This is a genomic window from Saprospiraceae bacterium, assembly GCA_026129545.1.
Classification (GTDB): domain Bacteria; phylum Bacteroidota; class Bacteroidia; order Chitinophagales; family Saprospiraceae; genus M3007.
Genome location: JAHCHX010000002.1, coordinates 470808 through 495927, shown reverse-complemented (window position 1 = coordinate 495927; position 25120 = coordinate 470808). Strand labels below are relative to the sequence as shown.

Below are 25120 nucleotides of genomic sequence, written 5' to 3'. Positions count from 1 at the left end.
TAAGGCTGCATCGGGGAGATATGCGTTCACTCTCCCCCGTCGGTCTGCGCGCGCAATACTGCGAATTGACCGATTTTTTTCCCGTGTTCGAGACCATCCTCGCTGTCGAACCGATAGTGGATGCAGCCGTAGATGCGCGATTCGGCGGCTTCCCTTGCCATTGCCCGCAAATCTGTTGCATGGTCGGGGAACAAGTACGCCAGCACTTCCGCGGCGGCAGCCGAGAAGGTGGAGTGGCCGGAGGCGTAAGCAGGGAAATTGGGGATGCCCGTCGCGGTGGTGATGTTTCGGTCCACTTCGGTGGGGCGGGGCAGCAGGTAATAGTATTTCACGTCCCAGCAAGCGATGCCGGCATCCTGCACGGCGGTGCACATCAGTGCCATGACGCGAGCCGCACGAATCTCGTTGAGTTGTTTTTCGTGAATCAATTGTGCGGCGCGGCGGTTCCAGTGTCCCGGTGGCGTGTAGGTGCCCACGCCGTCGGCCCAATAGGTGGTGATGCGGAATTGTTCGCGGGTACGGTTTTTCGACATTTTGCGCAGCTCTTCGATATTTCTCTCAAATTCAGGTGAGCCGGGTTGGGGGGGCGGAGGCAGGCGAAGGGAAATCATGGTGGCTTGGTCGAGGTTCCATGTTTTCACATTGCCAAAAAATGGCAACATAGGTGCGCGGGCGGGCACGTCGAGGCTGTGCCATTGAGTGGTGATGCCCCGGCTTTCCGCGTCGGCACGCAGGTTGGCAAAGGCTGCTTGGTTGTTGGCCATGCCCATTCTGTCGGTTTTGGCATAGTCAATGATGCGGGCGGCCACCGCAGCGCCTAGTGCCTCGCCGGCATCGAGGTCGCTTTGCACGTTGGAGCCTGCCCACAGACGGCTGTTTTTGTGTTCAGTTGCCAAGTCCGTCAGGTATTGCACTTCGCCGGGGAAGAGGAATTTGAGCACCTCGCGCGACGCGGCGGCCACTACTGCGTCTTCGGAAGGGTAGGAGGGGAGGTCGTTCGTCGGGATAAGTGGCTGGATGGACGCATCATTTTTGTAGGGCGCCAAGCGGTTGTGCTCGAATTTGGCACGCCAAGCCGTCACCAGCGCATCGTATTGAGCCACTGCCAAGAGTGCGAACGCACGAGAGGCATACGGAGGATTGGCAAAGGGGAATCGTGGATAAGTGGTGGGGTCCATGGGGTTGGGGGCAGGGTAGGTGCCGTCGGCGTTGTAGTTGGGCGGCACGTTGTAATTGGCGGCCAGTTCGCGGGCGATGGCGTGCCAGCGCATCACCCCGTTGGCACCCCAGTGACGGGCGAGTTCCTGTTGTTGGGGGGTGGCAGCGGCCATTTTTGCTTTCAGGTCGGCCAACTCGGCTTGGTAGGCAGCCGATGCGGCGGCTTCTGGTGCTGGCACGGCGATTTCGGCGCTATTGGCAAGGATGTAAGTTTTCCAGTTGGCGGCTCCAGCGTCGAGGCTGGTTTCGGGGTAAAACTCGTAGGCGGGGCTGTCTATGTTTTTGTCGCAGTGGCTGAGCGAAAACAGCAGGCCAAGGCTCAATGCGATGCGGTAGGTGTATGTTATCTTATTCATGGAAAATCAATTTTTTGACAAAGTGCGGTGTGTGAGTCTGCGTTTAGCGTTGGCCACCCATGGTGAAAAAATAGGTGATGCCGCCAGAGAGCACGGTGCTTTGCCCCATGTTGCGTCCGTTCAGGACTTTGCCAGCGGAGGCTTGCACTGCCAAACCTTGCCAGATGAAGTATTTGGCGTAGATGCCGGCAGTGGTTGCTTGCATTTTGTTGGTAGGCTGAGGCATCTCGTTGTAGCGAATGTCGTCGCCGCTGGTGCCGGTGAGGTAATCGAGCCAGACTTCCGCCTGAAACCTTGGATTGATGAAGCCCAATCTGCCGGTGGCATCTATCATGTTGGGTACCGGCACCTCGTCGGTCTCGTATTGGTTGCTGTGAAAAAGATACGAATCGCGGTCGAGTTTGGTGTTGCTGCGCCAGGTGTGGCCCGCTTGCGCGGTGGCGTAAATGCCGAGTGCGGTCGTGTAGTTGAGGATGCCGCGCAAGGAGGCATTTTTGGTCTGAAGGCCGATGCTGAAAGGAAGGAAATCAGGCACATAGTCGCTGACAGGGAAGGAAAATCCGCCCGTGGCTTGCACCTTGAAGGTGCCAAATTCGGATTCCGACTTGAACGGCTGATATTTCACGAACAGCGCGAGGTCTTGCAATCCGCTTTGGCCGGACAGGTAGCTATCGCTGCTTGTCCAGACGTAAGGCAGCCCCACCATTACGTTGAGGTTGTCGGTGATGCCGTAGTTGGTCATCAGCATCACGTTTTGGCCAACGAAGGTGCCGATGTTCAGGTTGGAGCGTTTGTTGGCGCCTTCCCAGTATTCGTCCCAGCTGCTGTGGGAGTATTGGAGCAGGGTACACCATTGCCGTTGATTCATCATCAAGGCATCGGTGGGCATTTGAGCCGATGCGATTTGGAAAGTGGCCGCGAATAACACGGCGAGCAAGTAAAGTTTGCGCATATACGATAGCGTTTTTGTTCAAAAAAACTCCCGCAAACGTATAAGCATATATAATTTGGAAACATTAGAATAGGCTTAGAATCACAGTCGGGGCGTGTGGCTGTGCTTTTGGGTTGGTATTTTTTAAAAAAGCCATCCCGAACATTGGGGCCAAACCGCGTTTGCGTTTTTCCCAAAACTCGAGATGGCTTGTTGATTTCAAAGGCGCGTTTCAAAGACGATTTTAGCGCCGCAACACCACTTGCTTCACCAGCCTGTCTCCATTCGTCGAGGAAAACTCGATGAAATACAGGCCATCGGCGAGGCTTTCCGGGAACACGATTTGGTCGAAATCGAGGCCGTTCACGGTGTAGTTCATCACCTCTTGCCCTTGTGCGCTCATGGCGCGGATTTGCAATTGGCTGCCAGCCCAGTCGGTGAGGTCGGCAAAAACCGTCCCACTCGTTGGGTTGGGGTAGATGCGCACGTCTTTTTCTCCCTGCAATGCAGCAGCGCCGTCGCTGCGGTCGTCGGCGGAGCCATCGTCGTCGAGACTGGATGTGCCGACCGTACAGTTGAACACATTGAGGTAAGCCGAGTGGTAGCCACTATTGCCAACGCGGGAAATGACTTGAATGTAACTTGGGTTGGCGACCGACGGGAGCGTGTATTCAAAGATGTCCGTTTGGCCATTGGCGATGCCGTCGTTGCCCGTTTCCTTGAATCGGATGGAATAGAAAGGTGAAAAATTGGGGTTGCGCACCTCATAGCTGCGACCTGCCGGGGAGGTGTAGGTTGAGTTGTTGGTGGGGCCTTTCGCCACCACCCCTTTCGGCAGTTGGAAAGCGGTATAAAAAAGTTTGTCGGCGCAATTGTTGGTGACGCGGATGCGGTAGGTTTTGTTGCCGGAGCCATCTTTCGTGACGGTGAGCACCTCGTATTTCATGCAGTTGATGGTTTTTGCGTCGCAGGCGGTCTCAATGGGCTGAATGACCACTGCGATGTCTCTGATGGCGATGCCATTGCCGATGCGGCCAATCAAAGTGGCGGCACCTGTGGCGAGGTCGAGGCGATACAGATTGTCGTTGGAGGAAGTGCCGGGGTTGGCTGCCAGATACGCCACGTTGGAGCCGTTGAAGGGGTTGTAGAAAATGTCCATGTCGGCGGTGGCATCGGCGAGGTTGATGGCGATGCCTGTGGTGCCGACGGTGTTCAGCACGCCGTCGTTGGGCGGTATCTGGGTAGTGAGTACGCTGAGCGAGTCATCGAAGTTATACAGGGTGGTGGTCGTGGCGCCGTTGAAGCTGTTGGTGTAGGCCACCGTGCCGATGGAGGGGTCTTTGCCCGCGTTGATATCGGCTGCGGCAAAAACGAGGTTGCCATCGGTGGCCACCAACGCGCTCGTGACGGGGTGCAGGCGGAAGTTGGAGTTGTCGCTGCCCGTCACGCGGATGCGGTCCACGGTGGGGTTGAAATCAAAGCCAACTTTCCCCATGTTGGGTTTCAGGATGAACGAGGCGGGACCAATCGGAGTGGCTGCTCCGGAAGCGAGATTGAGGGTGTAAAGACGGCCTTCGCCAGTCATGGCATTGTAGCCGAGCGCATAGAGTTCGCTGGTAGCGGGGCGAAAATCCATGCCCACCACCGTCTGACCCGCAGCGATGCCACTAAGCGGCACAATGTTGCGAACGATGCCCGGCATGCCCGAATCAAAAGAAAGCAGGAAATTGTTGGCGGCAAGTGCCCACACGATTTGGCCAGAGATGGTGGCCGGAATGGTGCGGTCAATGAGCACGGCTATGTCGCTGACCGGGATGCCAAGGTCGCCGACGAAGGTTGTTTGGCCTGTCATCAAGTTGACGCCGAAAAGACTGCTGGTCGAGCTGGTGCCGACATTGGCGACGAGGAAGGCGCGGTTCATGTTGGCTGCTGCGTCGAAAGTGATGTCCATGTCCACCATCGCGTTGGTGCTGTTCACCATGATACCCGATGTGCCGATGGTGTTCAGAGTGCCGTCGTTGGGCGGTATTTGGGTGGTCAGCACATTGAGCGAAGCGTCGTAGTTGTAAAGAGTGGTGGCGGTGGCGCCGACATAGCTATTGGTGTAAGCCACTGCGCCGACGTTGGGCATGGCGGCAGCGTTGGGGTCGGCGGCGGCAAAAGCCAAATCGCCATCGGTGGCGGCCAAGGTACCGTTGACGGGGTTGAGCCGGAAGTTGGAGCCATCGCTTCCGGTGACGCGGATGCGGTCCACGGTGGGATTGAAGTCGAAGCCAACCATGCCCATGTTGGGGTTGAGCACGAAAGCGGCGGCCCCGACGGGCGTGGCGACGGCGGTGTTGCGGTTGAGGGTGTAGAGCCGCGCTTGCCCGTTGCTGGCATTGTAGCCAAGCGCAAAGAGCTCGCCTGTGTTGGGGCGAAAATCCAGCCCCACGATTTCTTGTCCCATTGCGACACCGCTAATCAGCCTGCTATCGAGCAAGTTGGCGGGCGCGTTGGCCATGAACGAGACGAGGTTGTTGCCGGAAAGGGCGTAGATGGTTTGGGCGTTCAGGTGATTGCCCAAAAAAGGCAAAGCGACGAGGGTTGCTCCCAATACGAGTTTGGAAAGCGGTGTGAACAACTTTGACATGATGGTAGTTGGATTTGAACTGTTTGAAAAAATGGTTTCAGCACAGGCAGGGGGCGGTGCCTGTTTTCCAACTACGAGTGGTATGTTGCTTTTGGATTTCGGAATCGCGAAAAAACGAGAAAAGGTAAAAACTTGGGTAGAGGGTAGAAGGCGGAAGGCAGAGGGCTGTGAGACCTGATTTTGGGTTGAATACTGTTTAAATTGAAATGAAATCAGCCTTCTATACCTCGTGCCGCCAAGTTTTCAGCATCGTCTAGGGTAACGTTTACTAAACTTTTGAAGTTTAGTAAACGTGATCTCATCCTTCCAACCATGCTGAAAACTTGGCGGCACGAGGTATAGAAGACTTGATTTTTAGCAAAATAGTGAGCCAAAATCTGTTTTTCAAAATTCAGGATGACTCATGTTTAGGGCGTTCGCTCTCTACACAATTGATTTTTAAAAAAATAATCTCCGAACTCTCGCTTGGGCACTATCCTGCCTCATGCTTTACTCCGTTGGGGCGCACATGGGAATAGAGCCGTCCGCTTTTCTGAATACCAGTTTTTTCAGTTGCGCTTGCTCGTATCCTTCCGTGCCTTCTTTGATTTTGAGGAATTGGTTGGGTTGCACATTGGTCACCGTTTGGGTGATGCCGCTGGCAGGCCATTGGATGGTGATTTCGTCAATCATCGTTGCTGCGCCAATGCCAATCTCGCGGCGCAGGGGCGAGCAACCGAAGCTGGCACCTGAATTGACCTCGCGGTAAACCATTCGTTTTTTGCCGTTTTCGGTAAATTTTACCGTCACCTTTGCCCCGATGGCGGCTCGGTTGGATTTTGTTCCTTCGAGTTTCAGGTAAATCCAATGGTTGGCGTTCTCTTCCATGTTCAGATAAAGGGAACTTGGGTAAGCATCGCCACGAAATGCGCCGCCCATATCGGTAAATATGTCTTGGTCGCCGTCGTTGTCAAGGTCGGCAAACGCGACACCGTGACCTTTTTGCAAATTCCCGACACGGGCTGCGACCGTCACATCCTCGAACCGCTTGCTCCCTATGTTTTTCAGCAACTTGTTGGGCACCAGCGAGCGGTAATTGGGGTTGCCTGTGCCGAAGTAAAGGTCAAGGAAACCGTCGTTGTCAATGTCGCCAAAATTGGCCCCCATGGCGAACACTATCGGGTTGAGATTGACTTTTTGCGACACATCGGAGAAGGTGCCGTCGCGGTTGTTTTTGAAAAGCCTGACTTTTCCTGTTTCGTCGTTGGCTTTTTTCAATGCCTCCAATGCGGCATAGTGGGATAGCGGGCGGTCGAAATCGTAGTTGCAGACAAAAATATCGAGCCAGCCGTCGTTGTCGAAATCGAAAAAGCCCGTGGGAAAGGTGCGGGTTCCTTTTGGGAACCCTGCTTTTTCATTGACGACGCTGAACATAGGGGGCGAGTTGAGCACCCTTTGATTTTCGAGCAGCAAAAACTGGCCGTGTTGTGTGGAGATGAAAATGTCGGGCCAGCCATCGTTGTTGTAGTCCCCAGAGGTGACACCTTTCACAAAAGCAATGATGTGCACCAAATTGGGCAATGCCGTGTTGGTGAAGGTGCCATCCTGATTGTTGAGATACAGCTCACATGGGTGCAAATCGTCGGGCGATGTGGTTTCGTTTCCGATAAACACGTCGAGCCAGCCGTCGTTGTTGAAGTCGTTCCAAGTAGCGGTCTGGGTGGGATGGAATGATAAGATGCCAGCCGCCTCGGTCACGTCGGTAAAGGTGCCATCCCCGTTGTTGCGCAGCAATGAATTGGGCTGGTTGCCAAAACCAAATTGGCCCTGCCAGCCGCCGCGAAGCACAAAGATGTCGAGCCAGCCGTCATTGTTGTAATCCGTTGAGGTCATGTTCAGCCCTCCGGTGATGGCGCTGAGACCCGACGGCTGCGAAAGGTCGGAAAAAGTGCCGTCGCCATTGTTGCGGAAAAAGTGCATGGGGTCGTCAAGCCCCCAAGCAGAGCTAACGATGTCCAAAAAACCATCGTTGTCGAAATCATCCACGATGACACCGCCAGAGCGATTGTTGGTGTTGAGTTTCAAGTCGGGTGCCAAATCGAGAAAAGGTGTGACACGTTGGCTGGCTGTATATTTGTCGAGATTGGGGATGAGCCATTGAGCAGGCACTTTTGCGGGATACTCCCCTAAAGTCATGTAAGCGATATTGAGCAGCCAGCGGGAGTCATAGTCATCGGGGGCTTGCGTGAGCAGCTTTTCATACACTTGTATGGCCTTTCGTGCTCCCGTTTTGTCGTGGTGAACGCCACCACCTTTTATCGGCAGGATGCAGGATTCGGCGTTGTGGCCGTCCACGCAATTGTTGCGCTCGCCCAAACGCAGATAGGCGACTCCAAGACCCTTCAACACTCTGTTGAGCGCGGTGGTGTCTTCTTGGACGTATTTCAGTAAATCCTCGTAAATCGCCACTGATTGCGCCTCGTCGCCATATTCCAGCAATGTGGCGGCTTTGACAAATTGCATATTGAGCCGTTGAGCCATGTCATTGCCGGCAGCCGCTATGACCGAATCGCTAAACTGGATGCGCCTATCTGAAGCATAAAGGTTATCGGGGTGCAATGACTTTTGCCGAGCTTCGGCAAGCAGGTCTATCATTTTCTGGTGCGAGTTGGGCGCGGTGGTTTTGGCAGGCTCGTTTCCACAGGCACTGAAAAAAAGTGTGAGCGCAAGGGCAAAAAGCAAAACGCGGTATATGCAGAAATGGGCCGGACACGCCCTTCTTAGGAACATTAGCATAGAGCAGTCAATGTGTTTTAAACAATTCTGATTCATTCAAATTTGTCAAAGAGTGGTCTCTAACAAATCACTTTCGGGGCAAACGTCTTCATCTTTTTTTAAAAAACGACTTAGAAGTTAATTAGAATGACAAGATTGCTCATGCGCGTCATTCTGGTTTAAGCCTTTGGGATTTTGTAACCGAAGCATTTTTCACCCTACCTTCGCCCGCGTTTTTTCACCCGCCCCAATCTCGCGCTGTCGGGGTCGCTGCGGGCATTGCCCAACCATTTTTCTTTCCAAATACATTTTATGGACGCGAATAGCCGCATTTACGTTGATTCTGAAATCGGAAAACTCAAAAAAGTAATCGTTCACCGTCCCGACGAGGGCATCGCACGCATCACCCCCAAACGCGCCGGAGAGCTCCTGTTCGACGACATCGTGCACCTGCCGAATATGCAGGACGAGCACGACATATTTATAGGCGTGCTCAAAGCATTCTTGGGAAAGGAAAATGTGCTCGAAGTGCGCGACTTGCTAGCCGAAAGCACCCGCGACGAAGAGAGCAAATACGAGGTGATTAACAAAATCACCGATTTCGAGGAACTGCCCTATTCCTTCATCCCGCGGCTCGCAGGGCTGTCGCCCGAACAATTGGCCGACACGCTCATCACGGGCTATCTGGAGCCGGAAGACCGAATTTTGTTCGACCCCATTCCCAACCTGATTTTTACCCGCGACATCGCCGTGACGGTGAAAGACTACGTCATCATCACGAAGGCCAACAAGTCGGCGCGTTTTCGGGAAAATTTTCTCACGCGGCTCATTTTCAGCAGCCACCCCGTGTTTCGCCGCCTCAAAGCCGATGGCAAAACAATCAACCTCAACCGCGTGGACAAGTTCCCGCCCAACAAAAAAGGGGAGACCATCAGCGTGGAAGGCGGCGATGTGATGGTGTTCAACAAAGATTATCTGCTCATCGGTTGTTCTGAGCGCACCAACGAATATGCGTTCCAGATGATAAAGAACTACCTCTTCGACCGGGGCATCATCAAGAACGTGGTGCAGGTGAACATTCCCGCCGAACGCACCTATATGCACATTGACACGGTGTTCACGCAAATCAATCACAACCACATCGTGGGTTATTTCCCCATTGTGAAAGAAGGTCTCGGCTCTTATGTGGACGTGCACCGCTCCAACGGCGAGACCATCGAGTACCCCAGCCTGCGCGACTTCCTGCTCGCCGAGGTAAACCCCAATATGGAGTTTATCTGGGCCGGACGCGGCGAAAGCCCCTACCAAGAGCGCGAGCAATGGACCGACGGCTGCAACCTCGTGGCGCTCAAGCCCGGCGTGGCCATCACCTACGACCGCAACCCCGTGACCGAAAAAGCCTTCAAGGAGTTCGGCTACAAAGTCGTCGGCGCCGAAAAACTCCTGCGCGACATTGACAATGGCAAAATCACCCCCGACAAGGTGGAAAATACGATTATCACGATTCCCTCAAACGAACTTTCACGGGCAAGGGGAGGAAGCCACTGCATGACTTGCCCCATCGAGCGAGAGGAAATTTGATGATGGGCGATGAACAGCTCCTCGATCGCTCTGCGCGCTATTCATCGTCCATCATTAATCAGTCATCATTGAAAAATGTATTCACACGAAGTAGAAATCCGCGTCCGCTATGGCGAAACCGACCAGATGGGCTACCTCTACTACGGGCACTACGCTCAATACTACGAGGTGGGCCGGGTGGAGACGATTCGCTCATTGGGGCTGACCTACAAAGAGTTGGAGGAAAAACACGGTATATGGCTGCCAGTGGTAAGCCTCGATATGCGCTTTGTGCGCCCGGCTTACTACGACGATTTGCTGACGGTGCGCACCACCTTGCGCGAATTGCCCGCCGAATACATTACCTTTCACGTTGAAATTTTCAACGAGCGAAAAAAACTGGTGAACGCTGGCCGCGTGCGGCTTTGCTTTTTTAATGCCCAAACCAAAAAGGTGGTGCCCGCGCCCGCGCATTTGCTGGAAAAACTGATTCCGTATTTCACGGTGAACGGTTGACCGGGCACCGTGCATCGTCAACCGTGTACCCATGAGCGATTTTTTCACCCGCCTATATCATTATTTTCTCTACCATCCTTTGTGGCTTCGATTGGTGGGGTGGTCCAAGACGCACTCGTTGCCGGGCCTTCAACGCATCCCGCTTTACAGCCTCATTGTTTTTATCGTCAAGGAAACCCGCGACGATGCCATCACCACCCGCGCCAATTCGGTGGCGTTCAGCCTTTTCTTGGCGCTTTTCCCCGCCATCATCGTGTTGTTCACACTGTTGCCCTACACCCCGCTCTACGAGATGAAAGTGTCGGTGGATGGGGTGCCAGAAAAATTTCAGGATGTGCTGCGCAACAGCATCTCGGAAGTGATGCCGGGCGAGGCAGGCCAGATGTTGTTCAACACCATCGAGGACATTGCAAGCAAGCCGCGCAGCGGGCTGTTGTCGTTCGGTTTTTTTCTGGCGATATGGTTTGCGTCCAACGGGATGCTCTCCATGATGCGGGGCTTGGAGAAGAATTACAAAAGCACTTTTAAGCGTCGGACGGATTTTCAAAAACGCCTCATCGCTATTCAATTGACCTTTCTCGTGGGGTTGGTGCTGATAGCGTCGGTTGTTTTCGTGATATTGGGCAACGTCATTCTCAACCTTGTTTTCACTTATGTCCAAGTGGATGTGCTTTCGCAGGCGGCCTTCTTCGGCCTGCGTTGGGTGGTGGTGCTGTTGCTGTTTTATTCCCTGTTCTCCACGATATATCGCTATGGCTCTTCCACGCGCCGAAAAATCCCCTTTTTCAATTCGGGGGCGATGCTCGCCACCGTGCTTTCCATCCTGACCTCGTGGGGCTTTTCTTTCTACGTCAACAACTTCGGCAACTACAACGCGCTCTACGGCTCCATCGGCACGCTCATCGTGCTCATGCTGTGGATTCAGTTGAACTGTATGATTCTGCTGCTTGGGTTCGAGCTGAATGCGGGCATCGCGGTACTCAGAGACCAGCGGCGAGAGAAGCGAGAGGCGGAAGCGGCGGCCAAGCAGTGAGTTTTGGACTTATTCGTATTTTGGCTCCGAAGAATCTGCAAGCCATGACGCAATACCCCCACGATGAATTTTTCAAGTATCTCTTTTCGCTCACGGGCGTGGCGCGTGAGTTTCTCTCTGCCTTTTTGCCAACCGAGTTGTTGGAGTGCATGGATTTAGACACCCTTGCCCCAGACGACACAGAGTATATCACACCCGAACTGGCTTCCGTTTTTTCTGACAAAGTTTTTCGATGCAGATTGAAGGGAATGCCGAGCGGGAAACCGCTCACGGCTGTCGTGGCTATTTTGTTGGAGCACAAAAGTTTCGCTCCTGCGTACCCGCATTTTCAATTGAACGAATATCGCCAGCGTATTTGGTCGGAAGCGGTCAGCAAAGGCGAAAAGCCAGTAGCCGTATTGCCTGTCATTCTTTATCACGGCAAAAAAACGTGGAAAAAACAGCCGATGGCGCATTATTTCGGGCATCTGCCCAAGCCACTCGAACCCTATATCGGCGAGTTCGACTATTGGCTGGTGGATTTGTCCAAACATAGCGATGGGCAACTCTTGAAACTGCGCCTCGGCTTTCTTGCTTATGGGCTTCTGACCATGAAACATTCGCAGGACAAAATTTACCTCGTCAACCAAGTGATGGTCATCTTTGAAAAAGGCGAAGAGTTTCTTTTAACCGAGGAAGGTCGTATTTTTGTGGAAACTTTGTTCATCTACTACGCTCGCATCGCCAACTATCGGGCGCAAGATTTGAAAGATAAAATCATCGAAAATATGGGACAAACTGCAAAAAGAGCCTTCGTTTCGACCTACGAACAGATAAAACTCGAAGGCAAACTCGAAGGCAAACTCGAAGGAAAACTCGAAGGAAAAACCGAGCAGGCCTTGATTGTCGCCAAAAACCTTATGCTCGAATTCCCCACCATGAGCGACGAGCAGATTGCCAAACTTACCGGCGCGTCCAAAGAAGAAATCATAAAACTTCGCCGAGAAGCACCGCCTCGAGAACGAGGATGATGCCCATTTTTCCTTTGTTAAACAAAACCGCCCCACCTGCGTTTTGCCCCCCATGAAAAACATCCTCCAAATTCGCACCCTCGGCGAGTTGAAAAATAGCGGCTACCAACCCCGCTCCGTCAAAGAAGAGCTCCGCGCCAACCTCATCGAGAAAATCCGCAACAAGGAAACCATTTTCCCAGGCATCTTCGGCTTCGACGACACGGTGCTGCCCGATGTGGAGCGGGCAGTGCTCAGCCGCCACAATATACTGCTGCTCGGCCTGCGCGGCCAAGCCAAGACCCGCATCGCCCGCTTGCTTATCAACCTGCTGGACGAATACATACCCGTCGTGGCGGGCAGCGAACTCAACGACGACCCCCTTGCGCCCATAAGCCGCCACGCCAAAGATTTGATTGCCGAAAAAGGCGATAGCACCCCCATCGGGTGGCTCCACCGCGACGAACGCTATGTGGAAAAGCTCGCCACGCCCGACGTGAGCATCGCTGACCTCGTGGGCGACGTGGACCCCATCAAGGCCGCCAACCTGCGGCTGCCCTACTCCGATGAGCGCGTCATTCACTTTGGTCTCATCCCGCGGGCGCATCGTTGCCTGTTCGTCATCAATGAGCTGCCCGACTTGCAGGCACGCATTCAAGTGTCGTTGTTCAACGTGCTGCAAGAAGGCGATATGCAAATCAGGGGTTTCAAACTCCGGCTGCCACTCGACGTGGAATTTGTTTTTACGGCCAACCCCGAAGACTACACCAATCGCGGCAGCATCATCACCCCGCTCAAAGACCGCATCGAGAGCCAAATCACCACCCACTACCCCACAGCCATCGAGATAGGCCGGCGCATCACCGAGCAGGAATCGCGCATCACGCCTGAGCAGCGCGACAAAGTTCAGATTCCGAGCATGCTGAAAGACCTGATTGAGGAAATCGCCTTTGCCGCCCGCGAGAGCGAGTTCGTGGACAAAAAAAGCGGCGTGAGCGCCCGCCTCACCATCGCTGCTTACGAAAATCTGTACTCCACTGCCGAGCGTCGCCTCCTGCGCAATGGCGAGGGCAAAACCACTGCCCGCATCACGGACTTTTGGGGTGTCATCCCTGCCATCACAGGCAAAGTAGAGATGGTGTATGAGGGCGAGCAAGAAGGCCCGCACGCGGTTGCCCTGCATCTCATCGGCCAAGCCCTGAAAAAGGTGTTTCTGCAATACTTCCCCAATCCCACCAAACTCAAGCGCGGCCAAGAGCGCGACCCCTACGGCGTGGTGAAGGCTTGGTTTTCGGCGGGCAACACGGTGGATTTGTTCACCGACCTCGCGGACAAAAAATTCCGCCAAGAACTTGACCAAGTGGCGGGCCTCAAAAAAGTGGCTGAATCGGCAGGCGTTGATGCCTCAGAGATTTACACCTTCATGGAGCTGGCGTTGCATGGGCTTGCCGAGTTCGAAGTCTTGAGCAAAGAGTTCATACAGACCAAGTGGGTGTTCAAGGATTTTCTCACGGGCAACTTGAAAGATGAGGACGAGGAGGGAGGCGATTTGCGGGGGTTGTTCAATTAGTTTTGGATGAGTATCGGCTTGATGGTCTCCAATTTTTGAGTCCAGTCGTTTTTTGAACGCCCAAGCTGCTCCAATTCGCTTTTCAACTCCACGGCCTTGCTGAGGGAATCAAGTGATTTGCTGCCAAAAATCTCAAGCTGTAGGCTGTTGTTGACTTGGTGTAGCTCTTGTTCCCTTTTCCTTATTTCATGCTCGATGCTCCCTAGCTGCTCGACAATGACTTCAAGAATCCTTTCCATCGAAATTTTGCGGCGAGCGGAAGAATCAGGCTCTCGAACAAGATTGTCCAAATCATTGCTGTAAACCTGCCACAACCCCGCCATGGGGTCGTTGCCCACGGTTGAGATGACCCTATCCACAAACATCAAATCATTGCTGGCCTTCCTATGCCTGTTGAGGCGGTCGTATTCCGATATGACATACTTGTCATCCACCAAAGTAAAAGAGTTCAGTCGCGTCGGCACGGCGACCGCGTAATACGAGAACCGCTCGCCAAATCGCTTCAAGCATCTGACGACGTGCGTGATGGTCTCTTTGGGCAACAACTCCAACACTTTAATTTCCGGGTAATCAATCATCGAAGAACTGGCCTCAGACATCTGTATAGGCAAAGCAGCGAATCGCTCGTAGCGAAGTGATGTTTGCTGGGCCATCGTTGCCTCTACCTTCTCGTAGTAAAGCTCGTACTGCCGGAGCGCAAACGGCTTGATTTGGTGCGCGGCCTTGCTCAGATAGTGATAGACTCGAAGGTGCTTGGTTGCCTGACAGGCGAATCGCGCCAAATCCTCGAAGTAGTCATGCAAAAAAGAATTTTGCTTGGTTTCCTCTTGCTGAATATGGGCGGCCAAGGCATGGAAAGCCGCCACGCTATTGTGTCGCTCTAAAAGGCGCTCCTCGTTGAAGGGGGTGCGCAAATAATCAAGAGGATAGTCAAAATCCGTGACCTCCAAGTTGAAAAGATAGCACATCAACGCCAGCTCCTCTCTCGAAAACGTGGCTTTGCGCAACAGGACATAAGCAGCTGGCCTTGACTTGGCCAAAAATGGCTTTTCCGCAAAGTCATATACGCTCAGACCCAATTTTTGAAGGATGTGACGGAGGCGATGTCCATCGTGGCGTCCATTGACAGATGGTTCGTCGTCTTGTTTGTGAAGTTGCTGCTCTTCCATGCCGCCTGCGCAATTTGATGCGCGAAGGTACGGCGGGACTATTTCGGCCATGCGGCCTTGAAGTTTATGTTTTTGTAAATTAACATCTCAAAAAGTTTACAATTCGATAATCCTTTATTGAATTGTATAACGGCAAAATTGCTATATTTTTGTGAACTTCAAAATTTGTCAAACGCATGAACCATGAAAATAAAAGTCCACTTTTGTCGCCCGCCTCCGAATTTATTTTGTGAATGCCCAAAAAACAAAAAAGGCATCCCTTTCAGTGGCATGAAGAGGAATGCCCATAAGCGCAATCCAAGAAGGAAGACGCTACCTTAAAGCATAGGTTGGGCAAATGTAATCGGTTCTGATTGCATTTGCCGTGCGTCGGACTTCGATTTTCAACATTAAAAAAATCGAAAAATGAGCCGCACAATCATTGTAGAGCACGACCGGTACGAATTGTTCTGGTTTTTCCTGCTCATCCTCCTTGTACTTTACACGTTCGACCTGATTCAGTTTCCATCCAAAAATAATCCAACTTCAGAGGAGAAAGTGGGGCAAGGTACCCATGACCACGACCCCCGTCCTTTGAGCTTGACGGACCTAGGTATTGAAATGGCAGGTCGAGAAGTCACGCTCATGCCGTGCAAAATGATTTACACGCATTTCGACGGAAGCCAACATTTGACCGTTTTTGAGAGCCTCGACGAACCCGGAGCGGAAATTCTTGTCCTGTCAAAGCAAGAGCCGCTGCCGCGTGATATAATGTGGGTTCACGGGGTTGTGCAAGTCAACCAAAAGAACCGCGACAGCTACCAGATATACATGGAGGATGGACAGTTTTTGCCCATACGCCTTTAGAAGACCTGTTGCGGCGGCCCGGGCTTGGTGTGAGGTGAAGGAAACCTCCAAACAATCAATCGCAGTCTTTTCCGAAAAATCTATCTTAGCGGGCGAAAGGGAGCCATTCCCCTTCGCCTTTTTCTTCACAAAACAACTCACACCATGTTCGGTCAAAATCAACGCGGCGGCTCCGGCCTGCCCATCAAATTCCTCATCGCCCTCGTCTTGGCGGGGTTTGCGCTGTGCAAGTATTACGGTACCACCTCTTTCAACGAAATCACGGGCGAAAAGCAGCACATCGCCCTATCGCCGGAGCAGGAAATTGCGCTTGGCCTGCAAAGCGCCCCTCAAATGGCCCAGGAAATGGGCGGTCTCAGCCGCAATCAGCAAGCGGCCGCCATCGTCAAGCAAGTGGGTCAGCGAATCGTGCAAAACTCGGCAGCGCGCCAAACACCCTATCAATACGATTTTCACCTGCTCGCCGACCCGCGCACCATCAATGCTTTTGCTTTGCCCGGTGGTCAGATTTTCATCACCGAAGGCCTGCTCGTGCGTCTCTCGACCGACGGCCAATCGCTCAACGAAGATATGCTCGCGGGGGTGCTCGGTCACGAGGTGGGCCATGTGGTGGCGCGGCATAGTGCCGAGCGCATGTCGCAAATGGAGCTGGCACAAGGGCTGACGGGGGCCGTCACGATGGCGACTTACGACCCTTCCAACCCCAACATGGCCTACATCGCCCAATCGGTGGCCAACATGATAACGATGAAGTATGGCCGCGAGCAAGAACTCCAAAGCGACAACCTCGGCGTCCGGTTCATGCTCGAGGCGGGTTACAACCCCGAGTATCTCATTCAGGTGATGGAGGTGCTGAAACAGGCAGCTGGCCCCAACCGCACCCCCGAATTCCAAAGCACCCACCCCGACCCCGAAAATCGGCAGGCAGAAATCCAGCGAGCCATACAGGAATGGCGAGGCAAGCTGGGGAAATGAGCGTGCGCTCAGCGTGATGCCCTGAAAGAGGCCGTCTCGCAAGGTTGAATTTTGACAGGATTTACAGGCCTCTTCATCGAAGAAGAGCATATATCCTGTAAATCCTGTCAAAAAAATCACTTGCGAGGCTTCCGCTTGGCTGCTATTTAAACCCCTTCTAAAACCGCTGCCAACCGCGTTTTCTCTAAACGTTTTCCGCTTGTTGCGGTTTCCCGATTGCTTACGTCACACAGGCGAAAAACCGTCGGACCCTTCGCTCGGATGCCTGCACAAACACTGCCATGCAATCATACCGCAACCTCCTGTTGGCCTGCTATGCCCTGCTCGCTGTAGCTAGTCTTCTCCTGCTCACACGACTGAAATTCACCTTTGATTTCGAGCAGTTTTTTCCACAGGGCGATGCCGACTGGGAATTTTTCAAAAACTACATCAAGGATTTTGAAAGCGACGACAATTTTCTGCTCATCGCCGTAGAGCGCCGCGACGGGGTGTTCGAGCGGGCGTTTCTCGAAAAATTCCACGATTTCACTTTGAAAGCGGGCGAATTGCCACACGTCACGTCCTCCACGTCGCTGACGAAAATGCAGTACCCGCTGAAAACGCCGTTCGGCATCACGGCCATTCCGGCGATTCACATAGACGACCCTTCCTATTACGCTTCTGACCGGGAGCGGGTGTTGCAGGACAAGCGTTTTGTGCACAACCTCATTTCTGACGACGGCACCGCGCTCGCCGTGGTGCTCAAAACGGTGAACCAAAGCACCCTTCCGCAGGCTCAGGAACTGGTAGGTGCGCTGAACGCGCTTTTGAAAAAGTATGATTTCGACGAGGCGCACCTGTTGGGCAGGGCATATTTTCAGACAGAAATGGTGCGGATGGAGATGCGTGAAATCTCGGTCTCCACGGTCATAGCCGCTTTGCTCGCTTCTTTGGTGCTGTTCTTTATTTATAGGCGCTGGCGCATGGTGTTGGTGGCTATGGCGGGGGTGGGGCTGTCGCTCCTCTTTTTTCTTGGCCTGCTGAGCGCCTTGGGCAGGGAGCTCAACGCGCTGGCCGCGCTCTATCCCATCCTGATGTGCATCGTCGGGGTGGCCGACACGATTCACCTGAGCAGCAAGTATGTGGACGAATTGGAAAAGGGGCATGACCGTGAAACGGCGATTCGCACCACGATGCGTGAGGTGGGGTTGGCTACCTTCATCACCAGCATTACCACAGCAATCGGTTTTGCGTCGCTGCTGACCAACCGCACCGCGCCGATTCAGGGTTTTGGCCTCAATGCGGCGCTTGGCGTGCTGGCTGCCTTTTTCATCATTTACGGGTGGTTGTGGGCCATATTGCCGCGTTTTGGTAGCGAACAATTGGTGCGTTACACCCCCGAGTATGCTTTTTGGGGCCGTTTCATGGCATGGACGCATCGCTTCACGCGGGAGAAAAGCCGCTCTATCGCATGGGTTTCGCTCGGCCTATTGGCAGTGTGCCTGCTCGGCATTTCCTTGATAAACACCAATTATCGCATCAAGAGCAATCTGCCGCGTGGCCAAAAAATCACGACGGATTTTCTGTATTTTGAAAAAAAATTCTCCGGGTTCAGGCCTGTGGAGTTTGCGGTTTTTCCGCAAAACGGTCACAAAGCCGATGATTTCGAGGTGTTGCGCGAAATGGATAAGCTCGAGAGCCATCTGCGCACTTATTCACCCGTCAAAACGCTCGCCTCCGTCAACGACCTCTACCGAAGCATACGCGCCATGAATCATGGCAACCGACCGGAGGCATATCGTCTGCCCGACAGTTTGGAGGAGTTCAGGCAGATTCGGCGCATTGCGGAGCGGGTGCCAGCCTCTTATTCCGAAGTTTTGTTGAGCAAAAACCGCGACAAGGCTCGCATCGCCGGGAGAATGCAGGATGTGGGACGCGACACGGTGGCGCTCATGCAGGCAAGCATCGAGCAGTGGTGGCAGGAGAACACGGACTCTGCCGTAGCAAAATTCAAGATTACTGGCACGGGGGTCATTTTGGATAAAAATTCCGCTTACATCCGCGACAATATGCTGCAAGGGTTGATTCCTTCGGTGCTCGTGGTGGCGCTCATCATGGCCCTGCTCTTCAAAAATGCGCGAATGTTGCTCGTTTTTTGTGTGCCCAATGTGTTTCCCCTTCTCTTTGCCGGGGCGCTCATCGGCTACCTCGGTATACCTTTGGAAGCGGGCATAGCCACCGTGTTCAGCATTGTGTTTGGCATCGCGACCGACGATACGGTGCATTTTCTGAGTAGTTTCAAACTCAATCGAAGTCGTGGCTTGTCGGTGGAAGAGTCATTGCGTGTCACGCTGGCTGAGACGGGCAAGGCTATGTGTTTCAGCAGCATTATCTTGTTTTTTAGTTTTTTGGTCATGTTGTTTTCGATTCATCCGCCGTCTGTCACTGTTGGGCTGCTGGTGAGCGCGACGCTGGCGGGAGCCTTGTTTTGCGATTTGTTGTTGGCCCCGGTGATGGTGCGGTGGCTGATGAGGGATGAGTGAGTAAGTGCGCGAACGTAGCTGACTTAGGTGGCGGTTCCAAATGGTCGCCTGAATAAGTGCAGGGCCACACCTCGTTCGAGCATTTCAGTGTCCGTGATTTGCCCCCAAAAAAAGGATGGGTCATCGCCGGGAAGTCCGGGATGACCCATGTTTATCGTTAGTCGAGCTTCAGTGGCTTGCGCGATAAGTTTATATTTGGTTGAAGAGCGCGTTTCATTGACGGCTCTTCTTTGCTGTTAGTCCGGTTTTTTTTTAACGGTGCATCCGAGGGCGACGGTGTTGTTGGGGGTGGGCGATTCGCCGCGCAACATCGCCTCTACTGCGTTTTCCACCCAGCGGTTTTTTGCGTGGGAGGGGAGTTCAGCGTTGTCGTCAATACCCCCTATGTAACAAACGGTGCGGGCGGAGTCCAAAATGAACACATGGGGGGTGCGGGTGGCGCCATAAACCGGATAGACCGTCTGGTCTTCGTCGAAGAGATAGGGGAAGGGGTATTTCATCTCTTTGTGGCGTTTTTTCATTTCCTCGAAGCTGTCTTCGGGCACGATGATGGGGCTGTTTGGGTTGATGGCGATGACCGGGAAGCCTTTTGGTTTGTATTTGTTGTGGAGGTCAATGATGCGCTGCTCATACATTTGCGCATAGGGGCAGTGGTTGCAGGTGAAGACGATAATGACACCTTTCTCATTTTTATAGTCTGAGAGAGACACCATGGTGCCATCCACATTCTTGAGGGAAAAGTCGGCAGCTTTGTCGCCGACGATGTAACCGGAGGGGGCGGAGGCGCTGTTGAGCATCAAAAAGCCAACGAACGCAAAAGCCGCGAAGACGAGACTTTTCATGGATAAAAAGAAAGAATGAACGATGAATGGGATAAATGACCGCGTGTGAAAGACCGAAGTGGCAAGCAGTGTCCGCTGGCGGCACGTTGCTTACTTGCCGCTGTTGCAGTTGACCAAGTTCTTCAAGGAGATGTTTGGGCTATCGCCGATGTAGGGCAGCACAAATTTCTCCAAATCCGCATAGTCATCAAATTTTCCGTGTGAAATCGCTTTCACGTCGCCTTTGTAAATGAGCGTGACCGGAATGGCGCCGTCCCATTTTTCGTGAATCCGTGGAATCCAAGTATTGGCATCTTGGTCGGCAAACAGAATCACATCGGACTTGAGCTGCTGTGCTTTGAGGAAGGGAATGAGCTTTTTCTCCATCTGGCTTTTGAAGTCGAGGCTCACGAGCAGCACTTGCACATTTTTGTCGGCGTATTGTCTGCGAAGTTCTTCGAAGCAGGGGAGCTCTTCCACGCAAGGTTTGCACCAAGTAGCCCAAAAATTGAGTACCAAGGTTGAGTTGCCAGCTTGTTGGATGCGAGAGATGAGTTGAGGTAAGCTATCGTAGATAGCGAACTCTTGCGCCTGCGTCTTCGAGAATGCCAACAGGCAGACTAAGAGCAGTAGAATACGAGAGGACCGATACGGGTACATAGGCATAGTGAAACAGATTATTAAAAAAAACGATTGCAAGGAACGAATAAGTCCTGAATTGTTCAGCGATTTTAACAAAATTTCCGTCGAAAAAAAATAAATCGCTGTTTTTTCAAAAGAAAAATCCCTTCGGAGGGGCTAAATCCAAAGAGATTTTCTCAAAATGTCTTGTTTGAAAGTGTGTGGTCAGGCCATTTCCACGGTTTCGGGATGCGCGATGGAATGGTCCACGAGGATGCGTCCGCAGTGTTCGCAGGCGATGATTTTTTTGTGCAGGCCTATCTCGAGTTGCACCTGGGGGGGCACACTGTTGAAGCATCCGCCGCAAGAGTTGCGTTCCACGGTGACGACGGAGAGGCCGTTGCGATAAGTGCGGCGCGTTTTGTCGTAGGCATTGAGCAGGCGTTCCTCGATGCCGTGTCGGGCTTTTTCGCTCTTTGCGCGGAGGCGTTTTTCTTCTTCTTCCGTCTTTTCGATGATGCCTTGCAACTCGATTTTTTTGGCCTCGAGCTCTTTTTGCTTGGCTTCCATTTTTGCTTCTGCCACTGCGAGATTGTCCCGCTTGGAATCCAGGCCTGCTTTGGCCTCGCGCACTTTTTTCTCGGCTAGTTGGATGTCGAGTTTGGCCAGTTCTATTTCCTTTTGCAGTGCTTCGTATTCGCGGTCGTTGCGCACATCGTCAAGTTGTTTCATGTACTTCTTGATGTTGGCATCGGCCTCTTTGGCCATTGTTTGCATTCTGGAAATTTCTTGTTCGCTTTCCTTCAAAATGGCCTTCAATTTTTTCACGCGGGTATCTAGGCCCGCGATGTCGTCTTCCAAATCGGAGACTTCCATTGGCAGCTCGCCTTTGAGTATCTCGATTTCATCTAATTGAGAATCAATTTGCTGCAAGTTCCACAGCGTGCGGAGTTTTTCCGCAATGGACGCTTCTATTGTCATTATTATCGTGAGTTATGAATTTGTAAATTGTGCGCGTGAGAGAGAGGGGTGCTTGGGTGGTTTTCGATTTTCATAGATAAAACACGGGGTTGGTGTTGGTCTCCGTCAAATGAAGCGCAAAAGTATGGAATTTCTCGCGGACAATCTCGAACAAAAGTTCGATGGTAAATTGCTCGCTTTCAAAGTGCCCGACATCGGCAACGATGATTTTGTCTTCGGCATCGAAAAACTCGTGGTATTTGAAATCGGCGCTGACAAACGCATCGGCCCCTGCTCTTAGTGCCTCTGGGAGCAGAAAACTGCCGCTTCCCCCACACACGGCTACGGTGCGAACAGGTTTGCCGAGCAAGGCGGTGTGGCGCACGCATTGTGTGCGGAGACTGGTTTTGAGGTGTTGCAAAAATTCCTTCTCGGGCATTGGGGAGGGTAGTTGGCCCACAAGACCTGCTCCAATGGTGACATCGAGATTCGACTTGGGGGCCAGTATTCGTGTATCCAAGAGTTCGATTTTTTCGGCGATTTTGGCGTTTACGCCATGCCGATACACGTTGTCGAGGTTGGTGTGGATGGCGTAGATGGCTACGTTGTTCCGTATTGCTTGCACGACGGTGCGCTCCACATAAGTGGTGCCGTTGAGGCGTTTTAGCCCTCTGAACACGATGGGATGGTGGGCCACGATGAGATTGCATCCTTTCTCAACGGCCTCGCGCACAACGGCTTCCGTGGAGTCGAGACAAAAAAGCACTCCTGTGACCTCGGCCTCTGGGTGCCCCACGATGAGGCCTGCGTTGTCGTAGGATTCTTGCAAATGGGGCGGGGCTACTGCTTCCAACACGGTGAGGATGTCTTTGATTTGCATGCGCCAAAACATTGATTAGGAGGGGCAAATTTCGGAAGAAAAAGTATGAATTGGATAGATGGTGGATGCCGGAGCGTAGGGGTTGGTTTCATATCGCGCTGCCCTACTCTCTGATGAAGTTTTTACAAGAAAACCAACAGGACAGGCACGCGGTTTGGCTTTTGAAGGGGCATTGACGCGGCCCGTTGGTTAAATTACGCTTGGCGGGTACGATTTGCTTGCGAGCGACGTAACTTTGTCCGGCGATTCCGGTCAGAGCAGAGTCGCTGATGATGGCAAAGAGCCGCATTATGTTCCACCATTCAAAATTTCGACGACCATGACATCTACATTATTGTTCCTCGGCAACCTCGGCGCCACGGAGTTTGTATTGATTTTTTTAGTTGTGTTGCTGTTGTTCGGCGGTCAGAAGATACCTGAGCTCATGCGTGGCTTGGGCAAAGGTATTCGCGAGTTCAACAGCGCCAAGAACGCGGTGGAAGACGAAATCCGCCAAGGGATGCGTGAGGCTGAAAAGAAGCCGTTGGACAAGTAAAATTGTATTGCCTGACGCGAAAAAGGGCATCTCGTGTGTCATTGAAGAGTAACCAATGGGCATTGCTACATCTCATGCTGCTAGGTTTTCGGCATGGTTGAAAATGCTGGTGAGGCTCTTCAATGACGCAAGGGTTGCCCTTTTTTGGTGGTTTCAGAATGGTATATCCTCCTCGTTCATGCGCGAGGGCATGGTGATGATGCTGGGGGAGAAGGGGCCAGCGAGGGGGTCTTGCATGCCTGCAAACGCGGGGTCGTCGAGGTTGCCAAATTTGGCGAAGGTGTCGGTGAATTTGAGCCGAACAGTGTCGAGCGCCCCGTGACGATGCTTGGCGACGATTATTTCCGCGATGCCTTTGAGGCTTTGACCGTTTTCGTCTTCCAGGATTTGGTAGTATTCGGGGCGGTAAATGAAGGATACGATGTCGGCATCTTGTTCGATGCTCCCGCTTTCTCTCAGGTCGCTCAATTGAGGCCGCTTGCTTCCTCCCCTTACTTCCACTGCGCGGCTCAGCTGGGAGAGCGCGATGACGGGGATGTTCAGTTCTTTGGCCAAGCTTTTCAGCGCCCGCGAAATGCCCGCGATTTCCTGTTCGCGGTTGGCGTTGCGGCTGTTTTCCGAAGCGCCCGTCATGAGTTGGAGGTAGTCAATGATGACCAATTGGATGTCGTGCTGCATTTTGAGACGCCTGCATTTGGCGCGCAGCTCGAAGATGTTGATAGCAGGCGTGTCGTCAATGAAAATCGGGACGGCGTTGAGCCGCTCCACGGTGGTTTGTAGCTGCTGCCACTCCCAGTCTTCGAGTTTTCCGTTGCGCATTTTGGAGCCGGCTATTTCTGCTTCCATGGAGATGAGTCGCTGCACGAGTTGGGTGCTTGCCATTTCGAGCGAGAACATGGCGACGGGTTTGCCAAAATCCTTGGCGGCATTGAGCATGATGGCGAGCACCAAGGAGGTTTTGCCCATGCCCGGCCTCGCCGCGATGATGACCAAGTCGGAAGGTTGCCAACCGGATGTGAGGCGGTCGAGGTCAGTAAAGCCTGTGGGCACCCCAGTGAGGCCATCCGATTTGCCGGCCAGTTCCTCGATTTGTTTGAGGACTTTGCTGCTAAGCGACCCCATGCTCTCGTAGCTGCGGCTCAGGTTGTTCTGGGTGATGGCAAAAAGCCCTTTTTCGGCCTCGTCGAGCAGGTCGAACACATCGGTGGTGTCTTCGTAAGCGTCGCGGATGGTGCGTGTGCTGACGCTGATGAGCTCGCGCTGGATGTGTTTTTGGGCGATGATGCGGGCGTGGTATTCGATATTGGCGGCAGAGGCGATGCGGTGGGTCAGCTCGACCAAATAATACCCGCCGCCTATTTTGTCGAGGTCGCCGCTCTTGCGCATTTCCTCGGTCACGGTCAGCAAATCAACGGGGTTGGAACGCTCGAACAACTTGATGATGGCCCTGTAGATATGCTGGTGGGCTTCCAGATAGAAGCTTTCGGGGCGGAGAATGTCCATTACCATCGGCAGCGCCTCGCGGTCGAGCATGAGGGCACCGAGCACGGCCTCTTCGAGCGGTATAGCCTGTGGCTGTACCTTGCCGAAAACGTAGTTGGATAGGCTGTCCTGATTGTTCGTGCCGCGTTGGTTGCGCTTGGCTTGGGGCCGTTCGTTTTGCCCCTTGTTGTCCGATTCGTTCATGAGCAGGGAGATTTTCGGTTGGGCATTGAGTATGTCGTTTGCTGTGGGTTGCGACAGGGCGACAAACGTACTTTGAAATTCGGGCCGATTCCATTTCCAAACAATCCGTATTGCCTAAATCTGTGGAAAACCCCAATCCTACCTGTTGATAACACGCCATATTCGCCAAGTTATCCACATTGGATTTTGGTTATCCACACCTTTCGGCACGGGCTTGCTCGTCTTCGGCGACTGTTTGACGGGTGACATAAAGCGATAAATAGCAAGGGTTTAGAAATCGGGGGAAAGTGAAAATGTGGTGCCTTCTCGTTTTTTTCGGCAGCTTGTTAAGTTAAGGGAATGTAAATTTTCCACAGTGCAAAATTTTTTTTGACTGGCTTTTGAGCGTCAAAATTAAAAATTTATGTTTTAAAAAATATCGCCTTTTTTTCTCGAAAACAAAACTTTTTGAGTTTAGGCGTTTTGCTTATCCTTATACCGCTTTTTTCAAAAAAACAGCCGTTCACTCAAAAAAAATCTCAAAATGAAGAAAGAAATCCCGTCTTG

General features: G+C 52.8%; 19 protein-coding genes. 9 read left to right on the top strand and 10 right to left on the bottom strand.

All coding sequences use genetic code 11. The features are described from left to right. Nucleotides 1-26: 26 nt before the first annotated feature. The 4 genes from KIS77_16340 to KIS77_16325 all read right to left on the bottom strand — a co-directional run bounded on the left by KIS77_16340 (nucleotide 27) and on the right by KIS77_16325 (nucleotide 7771). The gene (locus KIS77_16340; protein MCW5923912.1) at nucleotides 27-1574 is read right to left on the bottom strand and encodes a phosphatase PAP2 family protein; all 1548 of its coding nucleotides are present in this window, start codon (nucleotides 1572-1574) and stop codon (nucleotides 27-29) included. Nucleotides 1575-1617: 43 nt separating this feature from the next. Further along, nucleotides 1618-2526, bottom strand: coding sequence for a transporter (locus KIS77_16335; GenBank protein MCW5923911.1), 909 nt, complete (start codon nucleotides 2524-2526; stop codon nucleotides 1618-1620). Between the two features lie 223 nt (nucleotides 2527-2749). Continuing rightward, nucleotides 2750-5137: a DUF4394 domain-containing protein gene (locus KIS77_16330; GenBank protein ID MCW5923910.1), complete on the bottom strand. Its 2388-nt coding sequence runs from the start codon at nucleotides 5135-5137 to the stop codon at nucleotides 2750-2752. A 489-nt stretch (nucleotides 5138-5626) separates the two neighbouring features. Beyond that, the gene (locus KIS77_16325; GenBank protein MCW5923909.1) at nucleotides 5627-7771 is read right to left on the bottom strand and encodes a CRTAC1 family protein; all 2145 of its coding nucleotides are present in this window, start codon (nucleotides 7769-7771) and stop codon (nucleotides 5627-5629) included. 432 nt (nucleotides 7772-8203) lie between these two features. Between KIS77_16325 and KIS77_16320 the strand changes: the two genes are divergently transcribed. The 5 genes from KIS77_16320 to KIS77_16300 all read left to right on the top strand — a co-directional run bounded on the left by KIS77_16320 (nucleotide 8204) and on the right by KIS77_16300 (nucleotide 13559). After that, nucleotides 8204-9472, top strand: coding sequence for an arginine deiminase (locus KIS77_16320; GenBank protein MCW5923908.1), 1269 nt, complete (start codon nucleotides 8204-8206; stop codon nucleotides 9470-9472). A 75-nt stretch (nucleotides 9473-9547) separates the two neighbouring features. Beyond that, nucleotides 9548-9967: an acyl-CoA thioesterase gene (locus tag KIS77_16315; protein MCW5923907.1), complete on the top strand. Its 420-nt coding sequence runs from the start codon at nucleotides 9548-9550 to the stop codon at nucleotides 9965-9967. A 31-nt stretch (nucleotides 9968-9998) separates the two neighbouring features. Further along, a complete protein-coding gene (locus tag KIS77_16310; GenBank protein ID MCW5923906.1) occupies nucleotides 9999-11000 on the top strand; it encodes a YihY/virulence factor BrkB family protein in 1002 nt (333 codons plus the stop codon). A 44-nt stretch (nucleotides 11001-11044) separates the two neighbouring features. After that, nucleotides 11045-12010 carry an Rpn family recombination-promoting nuclease/putative transposase gene (locus KIS77_16305; GenBank protein MCW5923905.1) on the top strand — a complete coding sequence of 322 codons (966 nt, stop codon included), beginning with the start codon at nucleotides 11045-11047 and terminating at the stop codon, nucleotides 12008-12010. 61 nt (nucleotides 12011-12071) lie between these two features. After that, nucleotides 12072-13559 carry a magnesium chelatase gene (locus KIS77_16300; protein MCW5923904.1) on the top strand — a complete coding sequence of 496 codons (1488 nt, stop codon included), beginning with the start codon at nucleotides 12072-12074 and terminating at the stop codon, nucleotides 13557-13559. Here KIS77_16300 and KIS77_16295 read toward each other — a convergent pair. Continuing rightward, the gene (locus KIS77_16295) at nucleotides 13556-14779 is read right to left on the bottom strand and encodes a hypothetical protein (protein ID MCW5923903.1); all 1224 of its coding nucleotides are present in this window, start codon (nucleotides 14777-14779) and stop codon (nucleotides 13556-13558) included. The genes KIS77_16300 and KIS77_16295 overlap by 4 nt on opposite strands. Before the next feature lie 354 nt (nucleotides 14780-15133). Here KIS77_16295 and KIS77_16290 point away from each other — a divergent pair, with 354 nt between their 5' ends. From KIS77_16290 to KIS77_16280, 3 genes are all read left to right on the top strand, one after another. Next, nucleotides 15134-15574: a hypothetical protein gene (locus KIS77_16290; GenBank protein ID MCW5923902.1), complete on the top strand. Its 441-nt coding sequence runs from the start codon at nucleotides 15134-15136 to the stop codon at nucleotides 15572-15574. Between the two features lie 144 nt (nucleotides 15575-15718). After that, on the top strand, nucleotides 15719-16549 hold the full coding sequence (locus tag KIS77_16285) for a M48 family metallopeptidase (protein MCW5923901.1): 831 nt from the start codon (nucleotides 15719-15721) through the stop codon (nucleotides 16547-16549). Between the two features lie 281 nt (nucleotides 16550-16830). Continuing rightward, nucleotides 16831-19071 (top strand): MMPL family transporter, encoded by a 2241-nt coding sequence (locus KIS77_16280; GenBank protein MCW5923900.1) that lies wholly within the window; start codon nucleotides 16831-16833, stop codon nucleotides 19069-19071. A gap of 236 nt (nucleotides 19072-19307) precedes the next feature. Here the strand turns inward: KIS77_16280 and KIS77_16275 are convergent, their stop codons facing one another. The 4 genes from KIS77_16275 to KIS77_16260 form a co-directional block, all read right to left on the bottom strand. Beyond that, entirely contained in the window at nucleotides 19308-19913 is a 606-nt protein-coding gene (locus KIS77_16275; GenBank protein ID MCW5923899.1) for a thioredoxin family protein, read from the bottom strand. Between the two features lie 90 nt (nucleotides 19914-20003). Further along, nucleotides 20004-20558: a TlpA family protein disulfide reductase gene (locus KIS77_16270; GenBank protein ID MCW5923898.1), complete on the bottom strand. Its 555-nt coding sequence runs from the start codon at nucleotides 20556-20558 to the stop codon at nucleotides 20004-20006. Between the two features lie 180 nt (nucleotides 20559-20738). Beyond that, on the bottom strand, nucleotides 20739-21494 hold the full coding sequence (locus KIS77_16265) for a hypothetical protein (protein ID MCW5923897.1): 756 nt from the start codon (nucleotides 21492-21494) through the stop codon (nucleotides 20739-20741). 70 nt (nucleotides 21495-21564) lie between these two features. Then, entirely contained in the window at nucleotides 21565-22353 is a 789-nt protein-coding gene (locus KIS77_16260) for a Nif3-like dinuclear metal center hexameric protein (GenBank protein MCW5923896.1), read from the bottom strand. 319 nt (nucleotides 22354-22672) lie between these two features. Here KIS77_16260 and tatA point away from each other — a divergent pair, with 319 nt between their 5' ends. Continuing rightward, complete coding sequence (gene tatA, locus KIS77_16255; protein MCW5923895.1) at nucleotides 22673-22888, top strand: twin-arginine translocase TatA/TatE family subunit; 216 nt, start codon at nucleotides 22673-22675, stop codon at nucleotides 22886-22888. Nucleotides 22889-23041: 153 nt separating this feature from the next. Here the strand turns inward: tatA and dnaB are convergent, their stop codons facing one another. Then, on the bottom strand, nucleotides 23042-24574 hold the full coding sequence (gene dnaB, locus KIS77_16250; protein ID MCW5923894.1) for a replicative DNA helicase: 1533 nt from the start codon (nucleotides 24572-24574) through the stop codon (nucleotides 23042-23044). Between the last annotated feature and the right edge of the window lie 546 nt (nucleotides 24575-25120).

Bases quoted from the DNA above. Each gene is read 5' to 3' on its own strand.
- KIS77_16340 (MCW5923912.1), bottom strand. From the start codon at position 1,574: ATGAATAAGATAACATACACCTACCGCATCGCATTGAGCCTTGGCCTG.
- KIS77_16335 (MCW5923911.1), bottom strand. From the start codon at position 2,526: ATGCGCAAACTTTACTTGCTCGCCGTGTTATTCGCGGCCACTTTCCAA.
- KIS77_16330 (MCW5923910.1), bottom strand. From the start codon at position 5,137: ATGTCAAAGTTGTTCACACCGCTTTCCAAACTCGTATTGGGAGCAACC.
- KIS77_16325 (MCW5923909.1), bottom strand. From the start codon at position 7,771: ATGATAGACCTGCTTGCCGAAGCTCGGCAAAAGTCATTGCACCCCGAT.
- KIS77_16320 (MCW5923908.1), top strand. From the start codon at position 8,204: ATGGACGCGAATAGCCGCATTTACGTTGATTCTGAAATCGGAAAACTC.
- KIS77_16315 (MCW5923907.1), top strand. From the start codon at position 9,548: ATGTATTCACACGAAGTAGAAATCCGCGTCCGCTATGGCGAAACCGAC.
- KIS77_16310 (MCW5923906.1), top strand. From the start codon at position 9,999: ATGAGCGATTTTTTCACCCGCCTATATCATTATTTTCTCTACCATCCT.
- KIS77_16305 (MCW5923905.1), top strand. From the start codon at position 11,045: ATGACGCAATACCCCCACGATGAATTTTTCAAGTATCTCTTTTCGCTC.
- KIS77_16295 (MCW5923903.1), bottom strand. From the start codon at position 14,779: ATGGCCGAAATAGTCCCGCCGTACCTTCGCGCATCAAATTGCGCAGGC.
- KIS77_16290 (MCW5923902.1), top strand. From the start codon at position 15,134: ATGAGCCGCACAATCATTGTAGAGCACGACCGGTACGAATTGTTCTGG.
- KIS77_16285 (MCW5923901.1), top strand. From the start codon at position 15,719: ATGTTCGGTCAAAATCAACGCGGCGGCTCCGGCCTGCCCATCAAATTC.
- KIS77_16280 (MCW5923900.1), top strand. From the start codon at position 16,831: ATGCAATCATACCGCAACCTCCTGTTGGCCTGCTATGCCCTGCTCGCT.
- KIS77_16275 (MCW5923899.1), bottom strand. From the start codon at position 19,913: ATGAAAAGTCTCGTCTTCGCGGCTTTTGCGTTCGTTGGCTTTTTGATG.
- KIS77_16270 (MCW5923898.1), bottom strand. From the start codon at position 20,558: ATGCCTATGTACCCGTATCGGTCCTCTCGTATTCTACTGCTCTTAGTC.
- KIS77_16265 (MCW5923897.1), bottom strand. From the start codon at position 21,494: ATGACAATAGAAGCGTCCATTGCGGAAAAACTCCGCACGCTGTGGAAC.
- KIS77_16260 (MCW5923896.1), bottom strand. From the start codon at position 22,353: ATGCAAATCAAAGACATCCTCACCGTGTTGGAAGCAGTAGCCCCGCCC.
- tatA (MCW5923895.1), top strand. From the start codon at position 22,673: ATGACATCTACATTATTGTTCCTCGGCAACCTCGGCGCCACGGAGTTT.
- dnaB (MCW5923894.1), bottom strand. From the start codon at position 24,574: ATGAACGAATCGGACAACAAGGGGCAAAACGAACGGCCCCAAGCCAAG.